Raw genomic sequence first — 19,779 nt, forward strand, 5'->3', positions numbered from 1 at the left:
AAAGGAGAAGAGCTATGAACGACGATCAGTTGAAAGGAGCCTGGCGCCAAGCCGAAGGCTGGATCAAGGAGCAGTGGGGCCTCCTGACCGACGACGACCTCGCCATCATCGAAGGTCAGACCGAACAACTTATCGGCCGCATTCAGGAGCGATACGGCGTCGAACGCAGCAAAGCGGAGCACGACGTTCGCGAATGGTTCCAGGCGCGCTTCGGGTCGTTCCGATAGCCTGGGCGTGGGCTGCGGTCGAGACGCCCCCCATCCATGACGCCGCAGCCCGCGCATTTTTTATCAAACTTTGCATCACGAGGCCAAAATGTTGCGACATGTTCTTTCGATCAGCATCCTGCTCGCTACCGCCAATTACGCTGTCATGGCGCCGGCAACAGCGCAAACCGCCGCTGCCCCAACCTTTTCCGCCAAATCAAAATTGGGTGAGTTGATGGACGACCCGCGAGCCATGGCAGTATTGCAAAAGCACATTCCCGACGTGATGGCCGATCCGGAAATCACGAAGGGCCGGAAATACTCGCTTCGTTTCATCTCGGGCTTCGACAAGCGCATCAAAGCGGCTCTACCGGCGATCGAACGCGATCTAGCGGCTATCCGGTGAATTGATGAAGCAGCCGCCGGATGCTCCCGTATCCGACGGCTAGCTTAAAAACCACTCAACCCGCTTTTATCGCGTCAGTCGCCGGTTGGAACAACGCCCGCGCGCTCGATCATCAATACCACTGAACGTCCCCGCGAATGCGGAAAATGCATGACGCCTTTTGGCACGGTGAAAGCCTGCCCGGGTTCGAGAGAAACCATCTGGTCTTCCAGTTCGATGTCCAGATGTCCCTCGAGGACCATGAAGAATTCGTCGGTATCGTCATGCTTGTGCCAGTGGAAGTCGCCTTCCATGACGCCAAGTCGCACCCAGCTGTCGTTCACCTCGCACAGTGTACGATTCCACCAGGGCGCATGCGCCGCGCCGATTGCCGATACGTCGATCTTCTCGCCTGCGGCGTGTTCGATCACATCCGTCTCGATGTCATAAGCTTGTCTACCGGCCATGATTATCGTCTCCATTCGGCAAGCCTTGCATGATATAGGTATTTAGCTATACGTCAATATATGATCGAGATTCTGAAGGCACTGGCCAACGACCGTCGGCTTGAGATTCTGGAGTGGCTTAAGGATCCCCGAGCGCATTTCCGCGAGCAGCAATGGGGCGATCTGGTTGACGACGGCGTTTGCGGGCTATTCATCACAGAGAAACTGGGCGTGAGCCAGCCAACTGCCAGTCAGCATCTCGCAGTTCTGGTCAGCGCGGGGCTGCTAACGCCGAAGCGCATCAAGCAATGGACCTTCTATCGCCGCGATGAAGCTGCGATCAAACGCGCCACGGCCGCGCTTGCTCGTGACTTGTGAAGCGCCGCGTCGACGTTCCTTCGAACAGTTAGTCCTTGCAGATGAGTGCCGCAAACTGACGCGAACGCTGGTCGATGGCTTCTGCTGCTTCGAACTCGAGCTCGTTCGAGAGCGTGGCGTATCCATGCACGAGCGACCAGGCGGCAATTGCCTGATCCGCGGCCGCTGCTTCCCCCACAATCGAAGATACCAACGCGGCTAAGCGACCGAAAGCCGCCGCGCTCGCCGCAGCGGCAGCAGGATAGGCAGACAAATCGACGAGTTCGCGCTGAAACATCAGTCGGAACCGCTGCGGTGACGCGAGCGCGAACTCGATATATGCCTTCGCCAGGGCCGCGAGTTTGGGTTCCTCCGCGTCCGCCAGATCCAGTGCTCGATCCATTGCAGAGCTCAGCGCCTCAAATCCAGTCTGAGCGAGCGCGGCGAGCAAACCCTCTTTACTGCCGAAGTGGTTGTAGGGCGCCTGGCGCGACAGGCCTGCCGCCTCGGCAACCTGCCTGAGCGACAATTCGGTCGCCGGCGTCGTCGCAAGCAGTTTCAGCCCTGCCTCGATCAGCGCGGCGCGGGCATCTCCATGATGATAGCTGGTCCTCATTCCATCGGCCTAAACTTTTATATTGACGTCGTCAACATTGGGCGTATGTTGACGACGTCAATATGGAGGTGAAGATGAGCATTCCCGCTAATGTCGCGCCGGATACAACCGGTCCGGATTTCTCCAGCCTAGGCCACGACGTCGTCGAGGTCGCCGAGCAGCAGGTGTCGGTTTCGGGCACGCTCCCGGCTGCAATCCGGGGAACCTTGTTTCGCAATGGCCCCGGTCTGTTCAAGCGCGGCGGTCGGACCAAGCGCACATTGCTCGACGGCGACGGCGTGGTGCAGCGCCTTGCCATCGCAGACGGACAGGCGCGCTATACACGCAAGTTCGTGGCAACGCCCAAATTGGCCAAAGAGCGCGCAGCCGACCGGTTTCTGTCGCCGACCTGGACGTCGAAGGCACCGGGCCTGCTCACCAATATCGGCCAGCATCTCAAGAGCCAGGCGGGTGTGACGGTCTATGACGTCGGCGGCAAAATCTATGCGCTCGACGAAGTCGCACCGGGCTATGAACTCGATCCCCAAACGCTTGAAACACTGGGTCCCGTCTCACTCGAGCTTCCAGACGACGATGCCGGGCCGAAGGCACACGCCCGCCGCCTCGCCACGAGCGGCGACTGGCTGTTCGCATCGACCCGCATGGGACGCGATGGCATGCTGATCGACATCGTGCGCCGCCGTCAAGACGGCTCGACAGCCGCCACTCCGACAGTTCGCGCTCCGCGCATGACCTACGTGCACGACTTCGTGGCAACCGAGAAATACGCGCTCTTCGTTCTGCACGCAGCTCACCTCCATGGCCTGCGCTACATGATGGGCCTCAGCGCCTTTACCGAATGCCTCGAATGGCGGCCTTCTCAAGGCAATCTGATCATGCTCGTCGAACTTGCGACGGGTCAATCCCGCGTTCTCGAGGCACCCGCCGCGTGGGTTTGGCATCTCGCCAACGGATACGAGGCCGATGGCAGGTTCATCGCCGATTTCGTCGGCTACGACAATCCAGGGCATTTTCTGGGTGAGCACGCACAATTGGCGGCCATTATGCTCGGGCGCGCCGGGGACACGGGGTCTGCGGGCACGATGCGCCGCTATGCGATCGACCTGACAAGCTGGAAGCTGACCGAAGAAATCCTTGATCAAAGCAATTTCGACTTCTGCTCGGTCGATCCGCGCGCGTCGGGCCTGGCGCATCGACGCATCTTCGCCACCCATCATGCCGCTCTTGGAATCCTCCATAGCGGAATCGCTGCGATCGACACGGTCAGTGGCCAGTGCGACGCTTTCGATTTCGGTCCATCGGTCAACGCCGGGGAGCCGGTCTTCATCGCCGACCCCAACAAATTCGATGCAGGGGGCTGGCTGATCACGCAGACCTATGACGCACGAACCGATGAGTCCGGTTTCGCGATGTTCGAGGCCGACCATGTCTCGCACGGTCCGATCGCAAGCATCGCCTTGCCGAGCCGGATGTCGATGAGCTTCCACGGCCAATGGGTGGCCGCCTGACCGATCTTTTTCACAAGGAGTACGATCATGAACGCAGCGAAACAGCGGAGCCTGCTCCGCATCCTCCATCTCGTCATCGGCGGGGTCGTCGGCACATACATCTATTCGCCATGGGGAGCAGAGCCGGCCTTCGCGCTGGCGGTCAAAGTCGCTCTCATACCGCTTCTGGGAGCCACGGGTCTGATGATGTGGAAACAGGCTTGGCTTCGCAAAGCGCTGGCCAGCCAATCCAGGCCTCAAGTGAGCCGTTGATTGTGACCCGCGACCTTTCCCCGAACGGGCTCGCCCGTGTGACGAAGCTGATGGCAGGCGGATCGACCGCCCTGCCAGCGGCCATAGCGCGCGCCGGTATAAGCATCAGTGCTGCCGAACATGGCAGCATAATTCTCGCCATGCGCGCCGGCAGCGAGCACGGTAATCCCCACGGCACCATGCACGCGGGCGTCACCGCGACGCTGCTCGATACGGCGATGGGCTATGCTACCGAGACGACTCTCCAGGAGGGCGAAGATTTCACGACGATCGAGTTCAAGATAAACTTCTTCGCCGCGATCCCGCTTGACGATCGAACCTTGTCGGCGACCGGCACTGTTCTTCGGCGCGGACGCCGTACGGCCGTTGTCAAGGCCAGCGCCTATGATGCTGAAGGCCGCGAATGCGCTGTCGCTTTGGGAACTTGTATGATCGTAAGCGGATAGCCATCCCAACGCGGTCACGAGACCGTTCAATTGATAATCGATGCAGACGCCGCGCGCTCGTGCGGTGAGCTATTGCGATCCATGCCCGCCGCCAAGGGCACGGAATGTCGCTATTGCAGCCCGTGCCGCATCCGCGCGTGCAAGAGCCGCGGCGTCTTCGGCGGCCAACAGTCTCCTCTCCGCGTCCAACGCGTCGATAAGGCTAACCGAGCCAGCGACATAGGCGAGTCTTGAAGCGTCTCGTGCACGGCCTGCGGACACCACTCCGCTATCCAGTAGAACCGACTGTTCTCGCCGCCGACTGAGCGCCGCGCCCGCATTTTCGACCTCGGCGACCGCGCCGAGGACCACGAGCCGGTAGTCGCCGACCGTCTCCCTCGTCCGCGCACGCGCCGCATCGACACCGGCCTTTGATCGCCCGAAATCGAGAACGGGAGCTGATGCTGCCACACCCACCGAACTCTGCACCGCGTCATCGGTAATGAGGTTGGAAAGCCCTGCTGAGAGCAGACCGACAAGCGCGGAGAGCGAGACGCGCGGCAGGCGGTCTGCCAGTGCCTGCGCGGTGCGGGCGTCTGCCGCTGCCACACGGCGGGATGCGGCCACAAGGTCGGGACGCATCAGGAGCAACGCCGCTGGCGCATCAGAAACTGTAATCTGGGGCGCGAAGGGAATGGGCTCATCACCGAGCCGCTGCCGCGCCGGGCCGGGTGCACGGCCGCTGAGCACGTCGATCCGGTTAAGGACGCCCTCGAGCGCGAGCGCAATCGCAGGTGTCGCCGCTTCTGCGGCCTTGCGATCGGTCTGAACCTGATCGAACTCCAGTCGCGCTGCGGAACCGGCGGCAAACCGGCGTGCAACGATGGCTTCCAGCTGCGCGAGCGTCTCGGTTCGCTCTTCGGCAATCTTAAGCCTCGTCTGCAACTCGCGGGCCGTTACATAGGCTTCTGCGACTTCCGCCGCCACAGTTAGCCGCGCACCGGCGAGGTCCGAGGCCGCAGCCTCTGCATCCGCGCGCGCTGCCCGGCTGCCGGCCGCCAACCGTCCAAACAGATCGAGCTCCCAGCTTGCGGCCAGACCCAGCCCGAACAGCGTGTTGCTTCTCTTGAAGCCCGGCACCTGCGAAGCGAAGCGGCCGATCGGATCTTCCAGCGTCGCCGACTGGCGATCGACGTTGGCGGAAGCCGCCAGCAAGGGCGCGCGTGCGGCATCACTTGCCGCAAGCCCGGCGGCGGCCTGTTCGAGCCTGGCCGCCGCGATCTCGATCGACAGACTGTCGCGCAGCGCATCTTCGACCAGCGCGTCGAGCACCGGATCGCGCAACTGTTTCCACCACATCGCGTCGACTGCGACCCCCGGTGCTTCGCCGGAGGAAGGAAGGTTGCGATATGCAGCGGGAAGCGCCACGGTCGGTGCAACAACACCGGGCGTCGCCGTGCAGGCACTCGCGCCCAGCGCTAAAATGACCGGGCTGAACCGCATCGACCGTGTCCTTGCAAAATGATGAGTGAAAGGATACGGTATTTTTCATGAATGGCAAGCCTGAACCGAGCCGGGCCAGAAGCGGCCGCACGCCTGTCGATCGGCGAACGGAAATCCTAGACGCCGCCGAGCATCTTTATGCCGATATCGGGTTCGAGAAGACGACAGTGACCGACCTTGCGCGGCATCTCGGGATGTCGCCTGCCAACCTCTATCGCCATTTCCCCAACCGCCAATCGATCGACGACCATATCGCGCTGCGCAAGCTAACCGTCATCGAAGACGCGGCCTGGAAGGCGGCGCGGGGCGCGTCGCAGGATGCCCCCGCAGCGTTTCGCGCCATGGTGTTGGATGTGATGAATACGACGCTCGAGCTTCAGTTCAGCGAGCAGAAGCTTCACCAGCTTTGCGTCGTCGCAATCGAAAACAAATGGCCCGTCGTCGACCAGCTCGTGCAGAATCTCCAGGGTGCCGTCCGGCACGTCATCATCGAAGGGCGCAATGCCGGTGTGTTTCACATTGCCGATCCCGACGTCAGCGCTGGAGCGGTGTTCTGGTCATTGCTGCGAGTCTGGCATCCCCAGATGCTCGCGCTCTACCGCGACGAGCATCTGGAGGCGCTGGCGCATTCGATCTGCGACCTGATCCTTGCTGGTCTTGAAAAGTGAAAATACGCTTTATTTTTCATCTTTGTTGAAATACACCCATCCGGCGCATCGGCAGATCCGGGGGTGTCATGAAGCTTCGAACTTTTCTCGTGCCGCTGCTGCTGGCTTCCTCATTGACGCTCGGAGCCTGCGCCGAGAGTGAAGCGTCACCGCAGGCGCCGCTGGTCCGCACAATTGTGCCGGAAGCGGCGAGCGGAGGGGTCCAGGCGCGTCTCACCGGAACCGTTCGGTCCCGCATCGAATCGGACCTCGGTTTCCGGGTTCCTGGCAAGATCGTCGCGCGACTCGTCGACCCCGGCACGGTCGTACGTCAGGGCCAGCCGCTCATGCGTGTCGATGCCAGTGACCTGGCGCTGTCCGCGCGGGCCGCGAGCGATCGCCTCGCGGCCGCCAGAGCGGAAGACGAGCGCGCCCGCGCAGAGGAAACCCGTTTGCGCGATCTGGTCGAAGGCGGCGCGACGTCGCGCAGCGCCTACGAAGCGGCCCTGGCTGCTCGCCGCGCCGCTGCGGCCAACCTCAGTGCCGCTCAGGCGGCGGCGTCCGAGGCCTCGAACCAGCGCAGCTATAGCGTGCTCACTGCCGATGCCGACGGCGTCGTGATCGACGTACTTGCACAGCCTGGCCAAGTGGTGGCCGCTGGCGCGCCGGTGGTCAGGCTCGGTCGTAGCGGCGCGCGTGAAGCTGCAGTCGCCGTGCCCGAACCGATGCTGGCCAGCCTGCCGAAGCAAGCAACTGCGACATTGCTGGTCGGCGGACAACCGGTCGCGGCGCGGCTGCGGGAAGTCGCTGGCAGCGCCGATCCGGTGACGCGGACCTTCGCTGCGCGCTACACCCTCGATGCGCCACCGTCGCAACTTCCGCTGGGTTCGACGGTCACCATCGCGCTGAGAAGCGAGAACGGCGCAAATCAGATCGCAGTCCCGCTCTCGGCTCTGAATGACGATGGCAAAGGGCCAGCGGTCTGGATCGTTGGGAGGGACGGGATCGTCCGCAAACGTCATGTGCGGCTCGTTCGGCTGCTGGATGAGACCGCCTTGATTGCGAACCTCAACCTTGCGAGCGGCGAGCGGATCGTCGCGATGGGCGCACATCTGCTTCGCGATGGCCAGCGGGTCCGCGTCGAAGGCGGCACGCGGTGAAGGGCCCCAACCTTTCGGCCATCGCGGTCAAGGAACAATCGGTCACCCTGTATCTGCTGATCGCTTGTGTGCTGGCGGGCGTGTTTGCCTTTCTACAGCTCGGACGAGCGGAGGACCCCAGCTTCACCGTCAAGGTGGCGACCGTCACCGCAATCTGGCCCGGTGCCACGGCGCAGGAAATGCAGGACCAGGTGGCAGACCGGCTCGAAAAGCGGCTTCAGGAACTGCGCTTTTACGACCGGGTAGAAACTCAGGCGCGCCCCGGCGTCGTCAGCATGACCGTCAGCCTGCGTGACACCACGCCGCCGAACGCTGTCGAAGCCGAGTTCTACCAGATCCGCAAGAAAATGCAGGACGAGGCAGCCAACCTTCCGCGCGGCGTGATCGGCCCGCTGGTCAACGACGAATATTCGGATCTCTATTTCGCGCTCTTCGCCCTTACCGGGAAAAACGTCCCACAGCGTCAGCTTGTGGTCGAGGCTGAGGCAATCCGCACCCGCATTCTTGCCGTGCCCGGCGTCAAGAAGGTCCGGCTGATCGGTGAACAACCGCAGCGGATCTATGTCGAACTCTCCTACCGGCGACTGGCGACGCTCGGCATCGGGCCCGAAGCCGTCCTGTCTGCGCTTTCGACCCAGAATTCCGTCGAAGCGGTTGGCGAAGTGCAAACCGGCGCACAGACTGTCACCCTAAGGCCGGAAAGCGGGTTCGACGACCTTGACCGAGTGCGAGACACGCCGATCGCGGCAGACGGACGATCGTTCACGCTTGGCGACATTGCCGAGGTCCGCCGCGGATACGAAGAACCGGCTTCCTATCTCGTGCGCCACAAGACCGAGCCCGCCGTCATGCTCGGCGTCGTAATGCGCGAGCGCTGGAACGGTAGCCAGCTCGGCGACGATCTGGGCGAAGTCACAGAAGCGATTCAGAGCGAACTGCCGTTGGGCCTGTCGCTAACCCAAGTCTCCGATCAGGCGCGCAACATCGCCGAGGCTTATGGCGAGTTCATGCTGAAGTTTGCCGTCGCCCTTGCGGTCGTCATGGTCGTGAGCCTTATGGCTTTGGGCGTTCGGGTCGGTATTGTCGTCGCTGCCGCCGTACCGCTGACGCTTGCGGTCGTGTTCGTCATCATGCTCGTCACCGGCCGTGACTTCGATCGCATCACGCTCGGCGCGTTGATCCTTTCGCTGGGTCTGCTGGTCGATGACGCGATCATCGCCATCGAGATGATGGTGGTGAAGATGGAGGAAGGGCTGAACCGCATCGAGGCGGCGACGTTCGCCTGGGGTGCAACAGCAGCGCCGATGCTGGCTGGCACGCTGGTCACGATCATCGGATTTCTGCCGGTCGGGTTCGCACCGTCGAGCGCGGGGGAATATGCCGGGAACATCTTCTGGATCGTCGGCTTTGCGCTGGTCGTCTCGTGGTTCGTGGCAGTCTACTTCACGCCCTATCTCGGGGTGCGCCTGCTGCCACAGATCGCGCCGGTTCTTGGCGGTCACGAGGCGATCTATGCGACACCGCGCTATCGCAGGCTGCGGAGCATGGTCGAATGGTGCGTCGTGCGGCGAAAGACAGTCTCCATCGTAACAATCGCTGCGTTTTTGCTCGCAGGCGTTTTGCTTGGCGTCGCCGTTCCAAAGCAATTCTTTCCCTCGTCCGACAGGCCCGAGCTGCTTGTCGAAGTCTATATGCCCAAAGGCACGAGCATAGGGACGACGGAACGAGTGGCGCAGCGGGTCGGCCGAGACCTTGCCGCACGCGAAGAAGCGCAGTCGGTCGACACCTTCGTCGGGGCTGGGGCCCCTCGCTTCTTCCTCGCGCTCAATCCGGAGCTGCCTGACCCCTCGTTCGCAAAGATCGTCGTGCAAACCGAGGATGCCGCAGCGCGCGATGCGCTAAGGGCGGCAATCGAGGCGAAGATCGCGAACGGAGCGTATCCCGAAGCGCGCATTCGCACGGTCACACTGCTGTTTGGTCCGCCGGTGCCTTATCCGGTCACGTTTCGCGTCAGTGGCCCCGACCCGCAAAGACTGCGCGGCATCGCCAACCAAGTTGCCGAGATCGTCCGCGCCGAGCCGCTGGCGCGCGGTGTGAATTTCGACTGGGGCGAGCGGGCACCGACATTGCGCCTGCGCTTTGACCAGCAGAGGTTGCGGCTCATGGGTCTCGATCCGGCGCTGGTCTCCCGTCAGGTGGCGACGCTGGTATCCGGCACAGTGGTCAGCCAGGCAAGGATCGGAGATCGCACCGTCGATGTCGTGGTGCGGACACCTTCAGCCGAGCGAGGATCGATTTCTGGCGTCGGCGATCTAATCCTTTTCAACGCTGCCGGTGCAGCCGTCCCGCTGTCCGCCGTTGCCGACCTGGTCCCGGTGTACGAAGAACCTATCCTGCTGCGCCGCGACCGTATCCCGACGATCACCGTTCGTGCCGACACAGCCGACGGAGCACAGCCGCCCGATGTCACCGCCGCGATCGTCCCGAAACTCACCGCGCTGATCGAAGCCTTGCCAGCAGGCTATGCAATCACGCCCGGCGGAGCGGTCGAGGAATCAAACAAGGCAAACGCCGCGCTGGCACCGATTTTCCCGATCATGGTCGCGCTGATGCTGACCGTCATCATGTTCCAGACCCGATCGTTCCGCATGACCGGCCTTGTCTTTGCGACTGCGCCACTTGGCCTCATAGGTGCAGTGCCTGCGCTTCTGCTGACGGGCGCACCATTCGGGTTCAACGCCATTTTGGGGCTGATCGGCCTAGCAGGTATCCTGATGCGCAACACACTGATCCTGGTCGGCCAGATTGATGAGGAGCGCGCGCGCGGTCTCGCCATCGGGCCCGCGGCAATCGAGGCGACGGTGCGCCGCGCGCGGCCCGTGATCCTGACAGCGCTCGCAGCCGTCCTCGCCTTTCTGCCGCTCACGCTCTCAAGTTTCTGGGGACCGCTGGCGATCGTCCTGATCGGTGGCACTCTTATCGGAACCGCGCTCACTTTGTTCTTCTTGCCTGCGCTCTATGCCATCTGGCTACGTGCGGGATGGGAAGAGACGCCGCCGGGTGGCCAGGCCGCCCCGGAACCGGCATGATTGCTGACGACCGGTTCGAACGGCTTCAGATCACCGCCGTCGGCGAACTGCGCGACTGGCTGGCCGAAAATCACGCGCACAATGAAAGCGTCTGGCTCGTCACCTTCAAGAAGCATGTGACACGCAGCTATGTCTCGCGGTTCGATGTGCTCGACGAACTGCTGTGTTTCGGCTGGGTCGACGGCATCCGCCGCAAACTGGATGCCGATCGAACCATGCAGCTCATCTCGCCCCGCCGCGCAGAGATATGGACCGCGACTTACAAGGCAAGGGCCGCCCAACTTGAAATTGATGGTCGGATGGCGGAGCCTGGCCGAGCCGCGATCGCGCGATCAAGGGCGGCGGGCTTGTGGAACGCCCACGCCTATGTGGATGCGGTCATTGAACCGCCCGACCTTGTCGCGTTGCTGAATGTGCATCCGCAAGCTCGCGCCTGGTGGGAGGCGGCTGCACCCTCCTATCGCCGAAACATTCTTCGGTGGATCGCAGGCGCAGTAGCGCCGGAAACTAGGGCACGACGTATCCAAACGTTGGTCGACCTCTGCACGGACGGGCGCAAGATGCCGAATATGTAAGGCATCGGTCTGAAGCGCCAAATCGTACCATAGACGGCGACTACCTGCGGCCCGCGGCTAATTTCCGTCCTGTCTTGCTCTTCGCGTCGCGTGCTCATGCCCGGGCTATAACACTGCCGGTTGCATCCGTCTGGCCGCTTGCGGACACAATCGGTGCTGCCGGCCTAGCTTTCATGTCCGCCGATTCCCAAGCCACAGCCGGAAATTGCCGCACGCCGATCCGAAGGAACTTTCCCTATCGGTATCTATCGTTCTCAATTGCAAGCGACGCAATGGGACTGGACGCACAGGCGCCATCAAGCTCCTCACCCCATGGGTTTCGCGCCGAGCCATGCGAAACTATCCTCCGACAAAGGCTCATGAGTTTATTCGCTACACGACCTGATCGATTATGGCCGCCTGCTTGCCGAAGGCGGCGCGGATCGAGCCCGCCGAGCTGATCGTGCCGATGCTTGCAGCGATTCATCGGCACCGATCGCTGCTTCGCCAAAGCCCGACGCACAGCCGGCTGACCTAATGACCGCGTCCTCGCTTTGCAAAGGGTGCCGCCGGCACGCAGGCGCGAATGCGGCACGCTAATTGGTGAGCACTCGCAGAATTGCAGGCCGCAAAACATTCATGTTGATTTTCGGACTGATCGGTTACAGAAATCGACAGCTGCAGCCGTGATCGTCGCAGGGTCGGCTGGCGGGAAGCATTCGGTGAAGGCAGCAAAGCGCGGACGACCCGTCGAAATCGATCGAAGCGAGGCGGCCTTACGCGCGGCCGGCGTCTTTTGGCGCCACGGTTACGAGGCGTCGTCGATCGACCTGCTCGTCGCGGCAACGAACGTCTCCAGGCCAGGGCTCTACCGGACCTTCGATGGGAAGGAGGATTTGTTTTTGGCGGCGGTCGACGCGTATGAAGCGCGTGTCACCCACGAGGCGATAACTGCTTTCGAAGCCCAGGCCGATATAGGCGCAGCGGTCGAAGCTTTCTTGACGACCTCTGCCCGCAACAACACTCAGGACGGCGGGCCGCGGGGCTGCTTGATTGCATGCTGCGCGGTGACGAGCGCGGCGGACAACTTGTCGATCCGACTCAAGGTCATGGCGTCATTCGAGGCGCTGGAGGCACGCCTGGCGCAGCGCTTCGCCCTTGAGGAGGAAGGTGGGGTGCTTTCGCGGTTACCGCCGCCGTTGAGCCGCGCCAAACTCCTTCTCGACTTCATGACGGCACAGGCCGTGCGAGCCCGATCGGGCGAATCCTACGAGGCGCTAATCCATGAGATTGCCTTAAAGCGCGACGCTGTCCTCGCATCGGACGTCCACGTCAGACAGGGGAAGGACGGACAAACATGACGTGGGATGTGGCCGCCGTCTTCGTGTTGCGTGCAGCGCTTGTCGCGCTTTTCGTCTCATTCAGCGTCGCCCACATGGTCGCTGACTTCCGGGGCGCTCGAGAACATGCAGCGTCTGTGGGCGTCGGCGCCGAAGGTTCGGCAGCTATGACGGTCTCGGCCATCGCCCTCAAGGTCGTCTGCTCACTCGGAATCTTGACAGGCGTGGCGGATCGGCTGTCGGCGCTTGGGCTGGCAGCGTTCTGTGTCATGACGGCGCTTCTCTACAAGCGCTTCTGGGTAGGAAGCGGCCTTCGTTTCTGGACCGAGAGCGCTAACCTTTCGAAGTTCTGGGAGTTCCTGAAGAACGTCTCGCTGGCGGCAGCGTTCGTTCTCATAGCTTTCGGCACCGACGCGAGCAGTTTTCGTTCCGGCATGATCGAGTTCCTCGATGCGCCATTCTCGTCAAGCCAGCCTTATGGTCGGACAGGACGCCATTGAGGACGACGAGCTTCGGTCAAGGCCAGCTTTGCCGGATGATGGCGCCGGCACGAAACAGCGTCTTTCGAGGGGAGGCCGGTACCGGCAGCGATGCGACAATTGAGTGCTTCCGCCTGAAGCGGGTTTACGCCGCCGCATGGGGAAGCTTCGGACGTCGAGGCGCAATGGCAGGTGATCGCGCGTTGTGGATCTCGCGAGTTTTCAGGGGGTCGCTCCGTCGCAGTGGTGATCCGACGGAGAGATATCCCACGACGACTGGACCGGGTGCGCTGCCTCCGCCAACCCGGCTGACATCGCCAAGATCGTCAAGGCTCAGGAAGACGCCGCCAACGGCGGGCTGCGCCGCGAGCCCGAGCTACCCCAGCACGTTGCTATCGCACCTGAGAAGACTGCGTCGCTCGCACAAGAGTTTTCCATCGTGGACGACGGACAAAACGATGCAGCGCGGCAGGCGGCCGTGAGCCGACAGACACGGCGGATCGCGCGGCAGGCTTCGCTCGACCCCGGCGACGGCATCCAGCTCTAGGAGATTACCCATGCGAACAAGGCTCAACGTCTATTTCCCGCCGACGCTCGCCAAGCAGGTGGACGAGCTGGCGATCCGGCGGCGCATATCGCGCTCCGCAATCGTGGAAGCGGCGGTGGCGTCCTACCTGTCGCCGGACGGTGCCGATCGCATGGAGGCAGCATTCGCGAGGCGACTCGACCGTCTGTCGCGCCAAGTCCAGCGGCTCGAACGCAACACCGGATTGACGACCGAGGCGCTGACACTATTCGTGCGCTTTTGGCTGTCCGTTACACCGCCGCTGCCCGAGGAGGACCAAGCCGCTGCGCAGGTGAAAGGACGGAAGCGCTATGAAGGGTTCGTTGAGACGCTCGGGCGACGGTTCGCCAGCGGCAAGAGTCTGATCGACGAAATACCGCGGGATGTTTGGCCGAAGTCGCCACCCCCAGAATAGTAGGCGCATTTCAGACTAATGTCGGCTGCCGAAGACTATTCGGATCTCCCATTCATCCATCAGACACGCCGTTTTCCGAACATCGCTGTGGACATAGTGGACGAGCACGAACACAAAGCGATGTGATCAGCTCGGACATATGGCTTCCCGCTGCGCTTCTGGCCGGCCTCTTTCAAGCATGGCGGACTGCGCTCCAACAACGGCTGCGCAGTCAGCTTTCTGTCAGCGGAGCCGGCTTCGTGCGTTACGTATACGGAGCACCGATAGCCGCTGCGATGACGGCGCTCTACATGTACGTCGAGGGCCTTCTTGTTTCGGCGCTGCCTCCAAGCTTTCTTGCGCTATCGATGGCGGGCGGCCTCGCGCAGGTACTTGCAACCGCGCTGCTCATCATGGGCTTCGACGGCCGCGGCTTCGTGGCGGGGACAGCGTTTTCCAAGACAGAAGCACTTCAGGCGGCGATCTTCAGCTTTCTCGTCTTGGATGAAAGGCTCTCACCGATCGCCTGGGTCGGGGTTTTGATCGGGGTTACTGGCGTTCTTTCACTGGCGCTTGGCGGCGCGAAGCAGAGCAATGTGTTTGCGAGCCTCGGCAAGCGGGGGGCCTTGTACGGTATATTGGCTGGCTCGTTATTCGCTCTCACCGGGGTCCTTGTTAAGCACGCGACCGAATTGTTGCCGGGCACGGATCCCGTGGCTGCCGCGCTCGTTACGCTCACAACGGTTATGGTCTTCCAGACAGCGATGCACGGCGCGTGGCTCATGGCCCGCGACCCGGCAACCCTTCGAAAAGTCGTCAAGACGTGGCGATCGTCTTCACTCGTAGGCGTTCTCGCAGCAGTGGGGTCAGCGTGCTGGTTCACGGGTTTTGCCACCGCTCCGGTGGCACTTGTGCGCATCGTCGGTCAGGTTGAAGTTGTCTTCACGCTTGCATTTGCCCATTTCGTACTACGCGAGCGTTTGAGGTCGCACGAGGTCATCGGATTGCTGCTGGTTGGGCTGGCAGTGATTCTCGCACTTACAGGGAGCAGGCCATAATACCGAAAGGAGTTCGGAATTGCGTGCGCCTGCCGTAGACTGGTGTGACGCGTGAAACTCACGTGACCTCGATCATATCATTCCGCACTATGTCGATGAAGTAGCATTCAGTTAGTCGACGGTTATCGAGCGATAGCGAAAGTCTGATGGGTGGTTCATGGGCGAGCTGCACTACGCGACAACTGTGCCATCGGCTGCGTGAGCCCGATCTTCGCTTCGAACTTTTCGAGGTCTTGGAAGGTGAGGCGGTTACGCAAACGATTATTTGCCGGCGCGAAACCGGCTCAATAGTCGTCGACCTCGTTGTGGTCGACTGGAGAAGCAGAGCGACGCGGGTGATCGCTCGTTATCCGCAAAAAAGTAAGAAACAGTCCGTCCGCAATCGACGAGGTTCCAGCCGCCCAGTGATTCGCACAAGACGCTACCCCGACAAATTTCTCCTTCCGTGACTTATGCGGCGGCAATGCCGACGACATCGTATCTAACGTCCCCTTTACTACGCCGATAACTCGTTGTTGCGACGATAGCATTTCTGCGTCTCTTGCTGTGCCCCGACAGCCGGGCGGCGGTTCGTCCGGTCCACCAAAGGGGCCAGCGCCTTGACTGTTCATCCGATCCGTTCCGAGGCCAGATTACGCGGGGAGCGGATGTTGCGCACGGCGCTGGGGCCGTCGATTGCTGCATGGCTCGACGACCCCGCCATAATTGAGGTGATGTTGAATCCGGACGACCGGGTGTGGCTCGATCGAATCGGTGAAGGCATCAGTGACACTGGGGAACTGCTGAGCGCGGCGGACGGTGAGCGCATCGTCCGACTGGTCGCACACCATGTCGCTGTCGAGGTTCATACCAAATCCCCGCGCGTCTCAGCCGAGCTGCCGGAGGGCGGGGAGCGGTTCGAGGGGCTGCTGCCGCCCGTCACCGATCGGACCGACCGCGTGCTCAGTCTAGTCGAAGGCTTCGTCCCCGAGGTCCGCTGGCTCGACGACGCCGAGACGCTGACCTACCTGCACAGCACGATCTCGACCCGCCGTCAGCGCGTCCGCGTGCCCGAGACGCCGATGTATTTGGATGCGCTGCTGGCCGACGAGCCGCTGATCGGCGGACTCGAACCGAAGCTCGGCGACCATCACCTCCGCACGCTGACCATCACGGGATTCCCGAGCGTCACCTTTCCAGGCCTGCTCGATGAGCTGAACCGTCTCGCCTTCAAATATTGCTGGTCCACCCGCGCGATCATGCTCGACAAGACCGACGCGACCAAGCTGCTGACCCGCATCCGTCGCCAATGGTTCGCCAAGCGCAAGTCGGTCGCCGCCATCTTGAAGGAGGTGATGACCAACGAGGCGAGCACGTTGCTCGACAGCGACGCCTCGAACAGGTGACGGACATCGCCTTGCAGGAGGGCGAGCAGCTGGTCGGGCCGGGGCCGGTTGCGGCCGGTGATACCGTGCGCTGGATCATGGGCGACACCATCAGCGGCAATGGCCCAACGGCGCGCGTGCATATTCTTGTAAAGCCGACCCGGCCCGACCTCGCTACCAACCTCGTCATCAATACCGACCGTCGTACCTATCATGTCGAGCTGCGGGCGACCCTCTCGACCTACATGGCGTCGGTGTCGTGGACCTATCCGCAGGACCAACTGATTGCGCTTCGCAACGCCAATGCCGCGGCCACAGCCGCCGCGCCGGTCGCAGCAGGTCTGGATCTGTCCGCGCTCAATTTCCGCTACAGCATCCATGGCGACCGCGCGCCGTAGCGTCCGGTTCGTGCGTTCGATGATGGCAGGCAGGTGTTCGTGGAGTTTCCGGCAAGGATCGTGCAGGGCGAAATGCCGCCGCTGTTCGTGATCGGCCCGGCCGGCGATGCCGAGCTGGTCAATTACCGCGTCCAAGGCCGCTACATGGTGGTCGATCGTCTGTTCGCCGCCGCCGAACTGCGCCTGGGCGACCGCCGCAGCGAGCAGCGCGTGCGGATCATCCGCGACACCGAGGAAGGCAATGGGCGTCGCCGGGGGCGGCCGTGAGCGGGTCTGATGAAGCAACGGCCACTCAGCCGACCGTACCGCGCTCCGATCCTCAGGCTTTTCAGCTTCGCGGCGACCCGCCGCGCGTCATGCGCCTGTCGCGCAAGGCGCTCGCCGTCATCGGCGTCGTTGCCGGCCTCGGTATCGGCGGATCGCTGATCTATGCGCTCCAACCGGCGGGCGAGAAGGCTGCTCGGGAACTGTACAACACCGAGAGCAACGCGACCGCAGAAAACATCACCTCCGGACCCCGCGATCATGCGCAGGTGCCGAAGCTGGGGCCGCCGCTGCCCGGGGATCTGGGCGGCCCGATCGTTTCCGCACAGCAGCGGGGCGATAATGTGCCGCTGCCGCCGGTTGGCGCGCAGCCAGCGCAGCCCGACCCGCGCGTCCAGGCGGACGAGGCGGCGCGTCAACGTGTGCAACAGGAGCGAGACGCCGCCCGCATGAGCGGCGTGTTCCTCGGCGGCAGTTCTGCCACTGCTGGGAGAGCCGCCGCCACACCGATACTTGCGTTGCCCGATCCAACCGCTCAGCAGCCGCAGCAGGCAGCGGCAGTGCAGAGCGACCAGGCCGCCAAACGGGCCTTCTTGGCGCAAGGGCCCAGCCAGCGCACCGTCAGCGCCGAGCGGCTCGTGGCACCGACATCTCCGAACATCGTTCAGGCAGGCAGCATCATCTCGGCCGCGCTCATCACCGGCATTCGTTCGGACCTGCACGGCCAGATCACCGCACAGGTGACGGCCAACGTCTATGACAGCGCCACAGGGCGCATCCTGCTCATTCCGCAGGGCGCGAGACTGATCGGCGAGTATGACAGTGAGGTCGCTGCCGGGCAGACTCGCGTGCTGCTCGCTTGGGACAGGCTTATCCTGCCCGATGGCCGATCGATCATCCTCGAGCGCCAACCCGGTGCGGACGGCGCCGGGTTCGCAGGGCTGCAGGACCGCGTGAACCAGCATTGGGGCAATCTGCTCAAGGCGGCTGCGATCTCGACGCTGCTTGGCGTCGGTGTGGAGTTAGGCGCAGACAGCGAGGATGACCTGATCCGCGCACTTCGGCGCGGTCCGCAGGACACCATTAACCTGGCCGGGCAGCAGATCGTGGGGCGTGAGCTTAACGTACAGCCGACGCTAACTATTCGGCCGGGACATCCGCTGCGCGTGTTCATCACGCGTGATTTCATACTCGAGCCGATCGGAGGACAACGGTGACGAAACTGAAGCTGGGGCCATTGGCCGATGACCGGCCAGTGAAATTGACGGTAGAGTTGCCGGCAAACATCCACCGCGATCTCACTGCCTATGCCACTGCGCTTGCGGCCGAGACGGGCAGCGAGGCAGTGACGCCTGAGAAGCTGATCGCGCCCATGCTAGCCCGATTCATGGCGAGCGACCGGGGATTCGTGCGAGGGCGGCGAAGCCGCAGCGACGGTTGAGGTTCAGCGGTCTTCGCGAAAGCGCCGGAAACGTTCCCTAGATTCGACCGTTGTCAGGGCTCTCCCTGCATTCGTGCATTCTACGCCCCGCACCGTCCCTTCACGACAGCCGGCGACGATTCTGCGGGCTTCGTCAACATGCGCAACGAAATACTCCACACCCCGTGCCTCCTGAATGTTTGTTTCGGAAGCCAGAGCCGAGGTCGACGGTTGCACCGGCAGGAGAATGGGCCGCAACATAAAAAAACCGCCAAGGAACCCGATCAGCGAAGCGATTATGATCGCAAGGAGCATAGAGCGTGTCATCATCTGTTCTCCGGAAGCTATTGTGACCCGTCTTCCTCGCCCCTGTGCCCGAACGAAAGCGCGTACCGCCTTCGCACAAGATCGAGAAACCGCTTGAGTGCAGGGTTGCCGTTATTCTCGCGCCAATATCCGGAATAGGTAATCAGCGCAGGACCTTGTTCGCCATGGACGGGTCGATAGACCAGCTTCGGAAACTGGGTGCCGGTCGATCCTTCGCAAACGATGGAGAGGAAGTCAGTTTCACCGATCATGCTCAAGACGGCTTCGCGGCTAACGGCATGCAAAGCGATGCTCGTATCCGCGCCCGACTTCCAGAGCCGACCAAGCAGCATGTCGCGAATGTCAGGCCCTGGGTCAGCCGCAGGTAAAACAAACCGTTGGTCGCGAAGGTCGGTCCAGTGGACGATGTCGCGCGCAGCTAGCAGATGATCGGAAGCAAGCGCCACAAAGACGCGTTCACTCCAGAACGTCGCGTGAAGATACTCGCATCGTTCGACCTCTCCCAACAAAATCGCAATATCGACAGCGTTACTGTCCAACCCTGCGAACAGCGTATTTCGATCGGCCTCCATTCCTTCGATGACGAGATCGGGGCTCACTTTCTGCGCTTCGATCAATGTCGCACGCAAATGGCCGGCCGATACCGAACTGTTGAAGCCGATCGTAAGGACGCCGGCCTTGCCCAAACCAACCGCTCGACTCACTTCTACCATCCGGTCCGCGCTTGCCAGCATTGTCCTCGCGCCGCGCAGGAAGTGCAGGCCGGCGTCGGTCGGGCTAACCCCTGCCCGCGACCGGATGAACAACTCTGCACCCAAGGTCCGTTCAAGACGCAGGATCGCGCGACTAAGCGTGGATTGCTCGATGTTTAGCGCTCGAGCCGCGCGATAAAAGCTGCCGTGATCTGCAGCAAAAATGGCGTAGCGTAGCTGACGAATATCAAAAGACATAAAGTTAATCTTGGAAAAGTTCAGAAAATTTCTTCGTTAGCTTCGTCATAATCTTCACGCTCTATTTGGGAA

Annotated in this window: 21 protein-coding genes and 1 pseudogene; 18 read left to right on the top strand and 4 right to left on the bottom strand. The window is 62.3% G+C overall.

The genetic code is table 11. The annotated features are described in order from the left end of the window. The first annotated feature begins 14 nt into the window (after nt 1–14). Complete coding sequence (locus tag DM995_RS07195; protein ID WP_116968974.1) at nt 15–227, top strand: CsbD family protein; 213 nt, start codon at nt 15–17, stop codon at nt 225–227. Nucleotides 228–315: 88 nt separating this feature from the next. Then, nucleotides 316–612 carry a hypothetical protein gene (locus DM995_RS07200; RefSeq protein ID WP_116968975.1) on the top strand — a complete coding sequence of 99 codons (297 nt, stop codon included), beginning with the start codon at nt 316–318 and terminating at the stop codon, nt 610–612. A 74-nt stretch (nt 613–686) separates the two neighbouring features. Here the strand turns inward: DM995_RS07200 and DM995_RS07205 are convergent, their stop codons facing one another. After that, on the bottom strand, nt 687–1,058 hold the full coding sequence (locus tag DM995_RS07205; RefSeq protein ID WP_116970359.1) for a cupin domain-containing protein: 372 nt from the start codon (nt 1,056–1,058) through the stop codon (nt 687–689). Nucleotides 1,059–1,118: 60 nt separating this feature from the next. Here DM995_RS07205 and DM995_RS07210 point away from each other — a divergent pair, with 60 nt between their 5' ends. Beyond that, nucleotides 1,119–1,415, top strand: coding sequence for an ArsR/SmtB family transcription factor (locus DM995_RS07210; RefSeq protein WP_116968976.1), 297 nt, complete (start codon nt 1,119–1,121; stop codon nt 1,413–1,415). A gap of 28 nt (nt 1,416–1,443) precedes the next feature. On the opposite strand, the gene DM995_RS07215 is transcribed toward DM995_RS07210, so the two are convergent. After that, nucleotides 1,444–2,010 carry a TetR/AcrR family transcriptional regulator gene (locus tag DM995_RS07215; protein WP_116968977.1) on the bottom strand — a complete coding sequence of 189 codons (567 nt, stop codon included), beginning with the start codon at nt 2,008–2,010 and terminating at the stop codon, nt 1,444–1,446. A 74-nt stretch (nt 2,011–2,084) separates the two neighbouring features. Here DM995_RS07215 and DM995_RS07220 point away from each other — a divergent pair, with 74 nt between their 5' ends. The 3 genes from DM995_RS07220 to DM995_RS21195 are packed head-to-tail and all read left to right on the top strand — an operon-like array spanning nt 2,085 to nt 4,216. Beyond that, nucleotides 2,085–3,518 carry a carotenoid oxygenase family protein gene (locus DM995_RS07220; protein ID WP_157973116.1) on the top strand — a complete coding sequence of 478 codons (1,434 nt, stop codon included), beginning with the start codon at nt 2,085–2,087 and terminating at the stop codon, nt 3,516–3,518. A gap of 27 nt (nt 3,519–3,545) precedes the next feature. Next, entirely contained in the window at nt 3,546–3,770 is a 225-nt protein-coding gene (locus tag DM995_RS21190) for a hypothetical protein (RefSeq protein ID WP_157973117.1), read from the top strand. A 2-nt stretch (nt 3,771–3,772) separates the two neighbouring features. Then, a complete protein-coding gene (locus DM995_RS21195; protein ID WP_157973118.1) occupies nt 3,773–4,216 on the top strand; it encodes a PaaI family thioesterase in 444 nt (147 codons plus the stop codon). Nucleotides 4,217–4,285: 69 nt separating this feature from the next. Here DM995_RS21195 and DM995_RS07230 read toward each other — a convergent pair whose 3' ends face one another. Beyond that, nucleotides 4,286–5,698, bottom strand: coding sequence for an efflux transporter outer membrane subunit (locus DM995_RS07230; RefSeq protein WP_116968980.1), 1,413 nt, complete (start codon nt 5,696–5,698; stop codon nt 4,286–4,288). 47 nt (nt 5,699–5,745) lie between these two features. On the opposite strand from DM995_RS07230, the gene DM995_RS07235 reads away from it, so the two are divergent. From DM995_RS07235 to DM995_RS07295, 12 genes and pseudogenes are all read left to right on the top strand, one after another. After that, complete coding sequence (locus tag DM995_RS07235; RefSeq protein WP_116968981.1) at nt 5,746–6,366, top strand: TetR/AcrR family transcriptional regulator; 621 nt, start codon at nt 5,746–5,748, stop codon at nt 6,364–6,366. Between the two features lie 68 nt (nt 6,367–6,434). Continuing rightward, nucleotides 6,435–7,505 carry an efflux RND transporter periplasmic adaptor subunit gene (locus DM995_RS07240; protein WP_116968982.1) on the top strand — a complete coding sequence of 357 codons (1,071 nt, stop codon included), beginning with the start codon at nt 6,435–6,437 and terminating at the stop codon, nt 7,503–7,505. After that, nucleotides 7,502–10,594: an efflux RND transporter permease subunit gene (locus DM995_RS07245; RefSeq protein WP_116968983.1), complete on the top strand. Its 3,093-nt coding sequence runs from the start codon at nt 7,502–7,504 to the stop codon at nt 10,592–10,594. Before DM995_RS07240 ends, DM995_RS07245 begins: the two co-directional genes overlap by 4 nt. Continuing rightward, nucleotides 10,591–11,169 carry a YdeI/OmpD-associated family protein gene (locus tag DM995_RS07250; RefSeq protein ID WP_116970360.1) on the top strand — a complete coding sequence of 193 codons (579 nt, stop codon included), beginning with the start codon at nt 10,591–10,593 and terminating at the stop codon, nt 11,167–11,169. The genes DM995_RS07245 and DM995_RS07250 overlap by 4 nt, the downstream gene beginning before the upstream one ends. Nucleotides 11,170–11,870: 701 nt before the next feature. Then, nucleotides 11,871–12,509, top strand: coding sequence for a TetR/AcrR family transcriptional regulator (locus DM995_RS07255; RefSeq protein WP_157973119.1), 639 nt, complete (start codon nt 11,871–11,873; stop codon nt 12,507–12,509). Then, a complete protein-coding gene (locus DM995_RS07260) occupies nt 12,506–12,988 on the top strand; it encodes a DoxX family membrane protein (RefSeq protein WP_116968985.1) in 483 nt (160 codons plus the stop codon). The genes DM995_RS07255 and DM995_RS07260 overlap by 4 nt, the downstream gene beginning before the upstream one ends. A gap of 536 nt (nt 12,989–13,524) precedes the next feature. After that, on the top strand, nt 13,525–13,947 hold the full coding sequence (locus tag DM995_RS07270; protein ID WP_116968986.1) for a ribbon-helix-helix domain-containing protein: 423 nt from the start codon (nt 13,525–13,527) through the stop codon (nt 13,945–13,947). A 122-nt stretch (nt 13,948–14,069) separates the two neighbouring features. Beyond that, the gene (locus DM995_RS07275) at nt 14,070–14,984 is read left to right on the top strand and encodes a DMT family transporter (protein WP_116968987.1); all 915 of its coding nucleotides are present in this window, start codon (nt 14,070–14,072) and stop codon (nt 14,982–14,984) included. A gap of 599 nt (nt 14,985–15,583) precedes the next feature. Beyond that, on the top strand, nt 15,584–16,369 hold the full coding sequence (locus DM995_RS22875) for a Flp pilus assembly complex ATPase component TadA (protein WP_157973120.1): 786 nt from the start codon (nt 15,584–15,586) through the stop codon (nt 16,367–16,369). Further along, nucleotides 16,363–17,013: pseudogene (trbG, locus tag DM995_RS07285) on the top strand (P-type conjugative transfer protein TrbG); the annotation flags it as partial. The gene DM995_RS22875 and the pseudogene trbG, both read left to right, overlap by 7 nt. Next, entirely contained in the window at nt 17,010–18,227 is a 1,218-nt protein-coding gene (locus DM995_RS07290) for a TraB/TrbI/VirB10 family type IV secretion system protein (RefSeq protein ID WP_232824161.1), read from the top strand. The pseudogene trbG and the gene DM995_RS07290, both read left to right, overlap by 4 nt. Next, nucleotides 18,224–18,451 (top strand): DUF2274 domain-containing protein, encoded by a 228-nt coding sequence (locus DM995_RS07295; protein WP_116968989.1) that lies wholly within the window; start codon nt 18,224–18,226, stop codon nt 18,449–18,451. The genes DM995_RS07290 and DM995_RS07295 overlap by 4 nt, the downstream gene beginning before the upstream one ends. A 323-nt stretch (nt 18,452–18,774) precedes the next feature. Here the strand turns inward: DM995_RS07295 and DM995_RS07305 are convergent, their stop codons facing one another. Continuing rightward, entirely contained in the window at nt 18,775–19,707 is a 933-nt protein-coding gene (locus DM995_RS07305; RefSeq protein ID WP_116968990.1) for a LysR family transcriptional regulator, read from the bottom strand. Nucleotides 19,708–19,779 lie beyond the last annotated feature (72 nt).

The organism is Blastomonas sp. UPD001 (assembly GCF_003426715.1).
Taxonomy (GTDB): domain Bacteria; phylum Pseudomonadota; class Alphaproteobacteria; order Sphingomonadales; family Sphingomonadaceae; genus Blastomonas.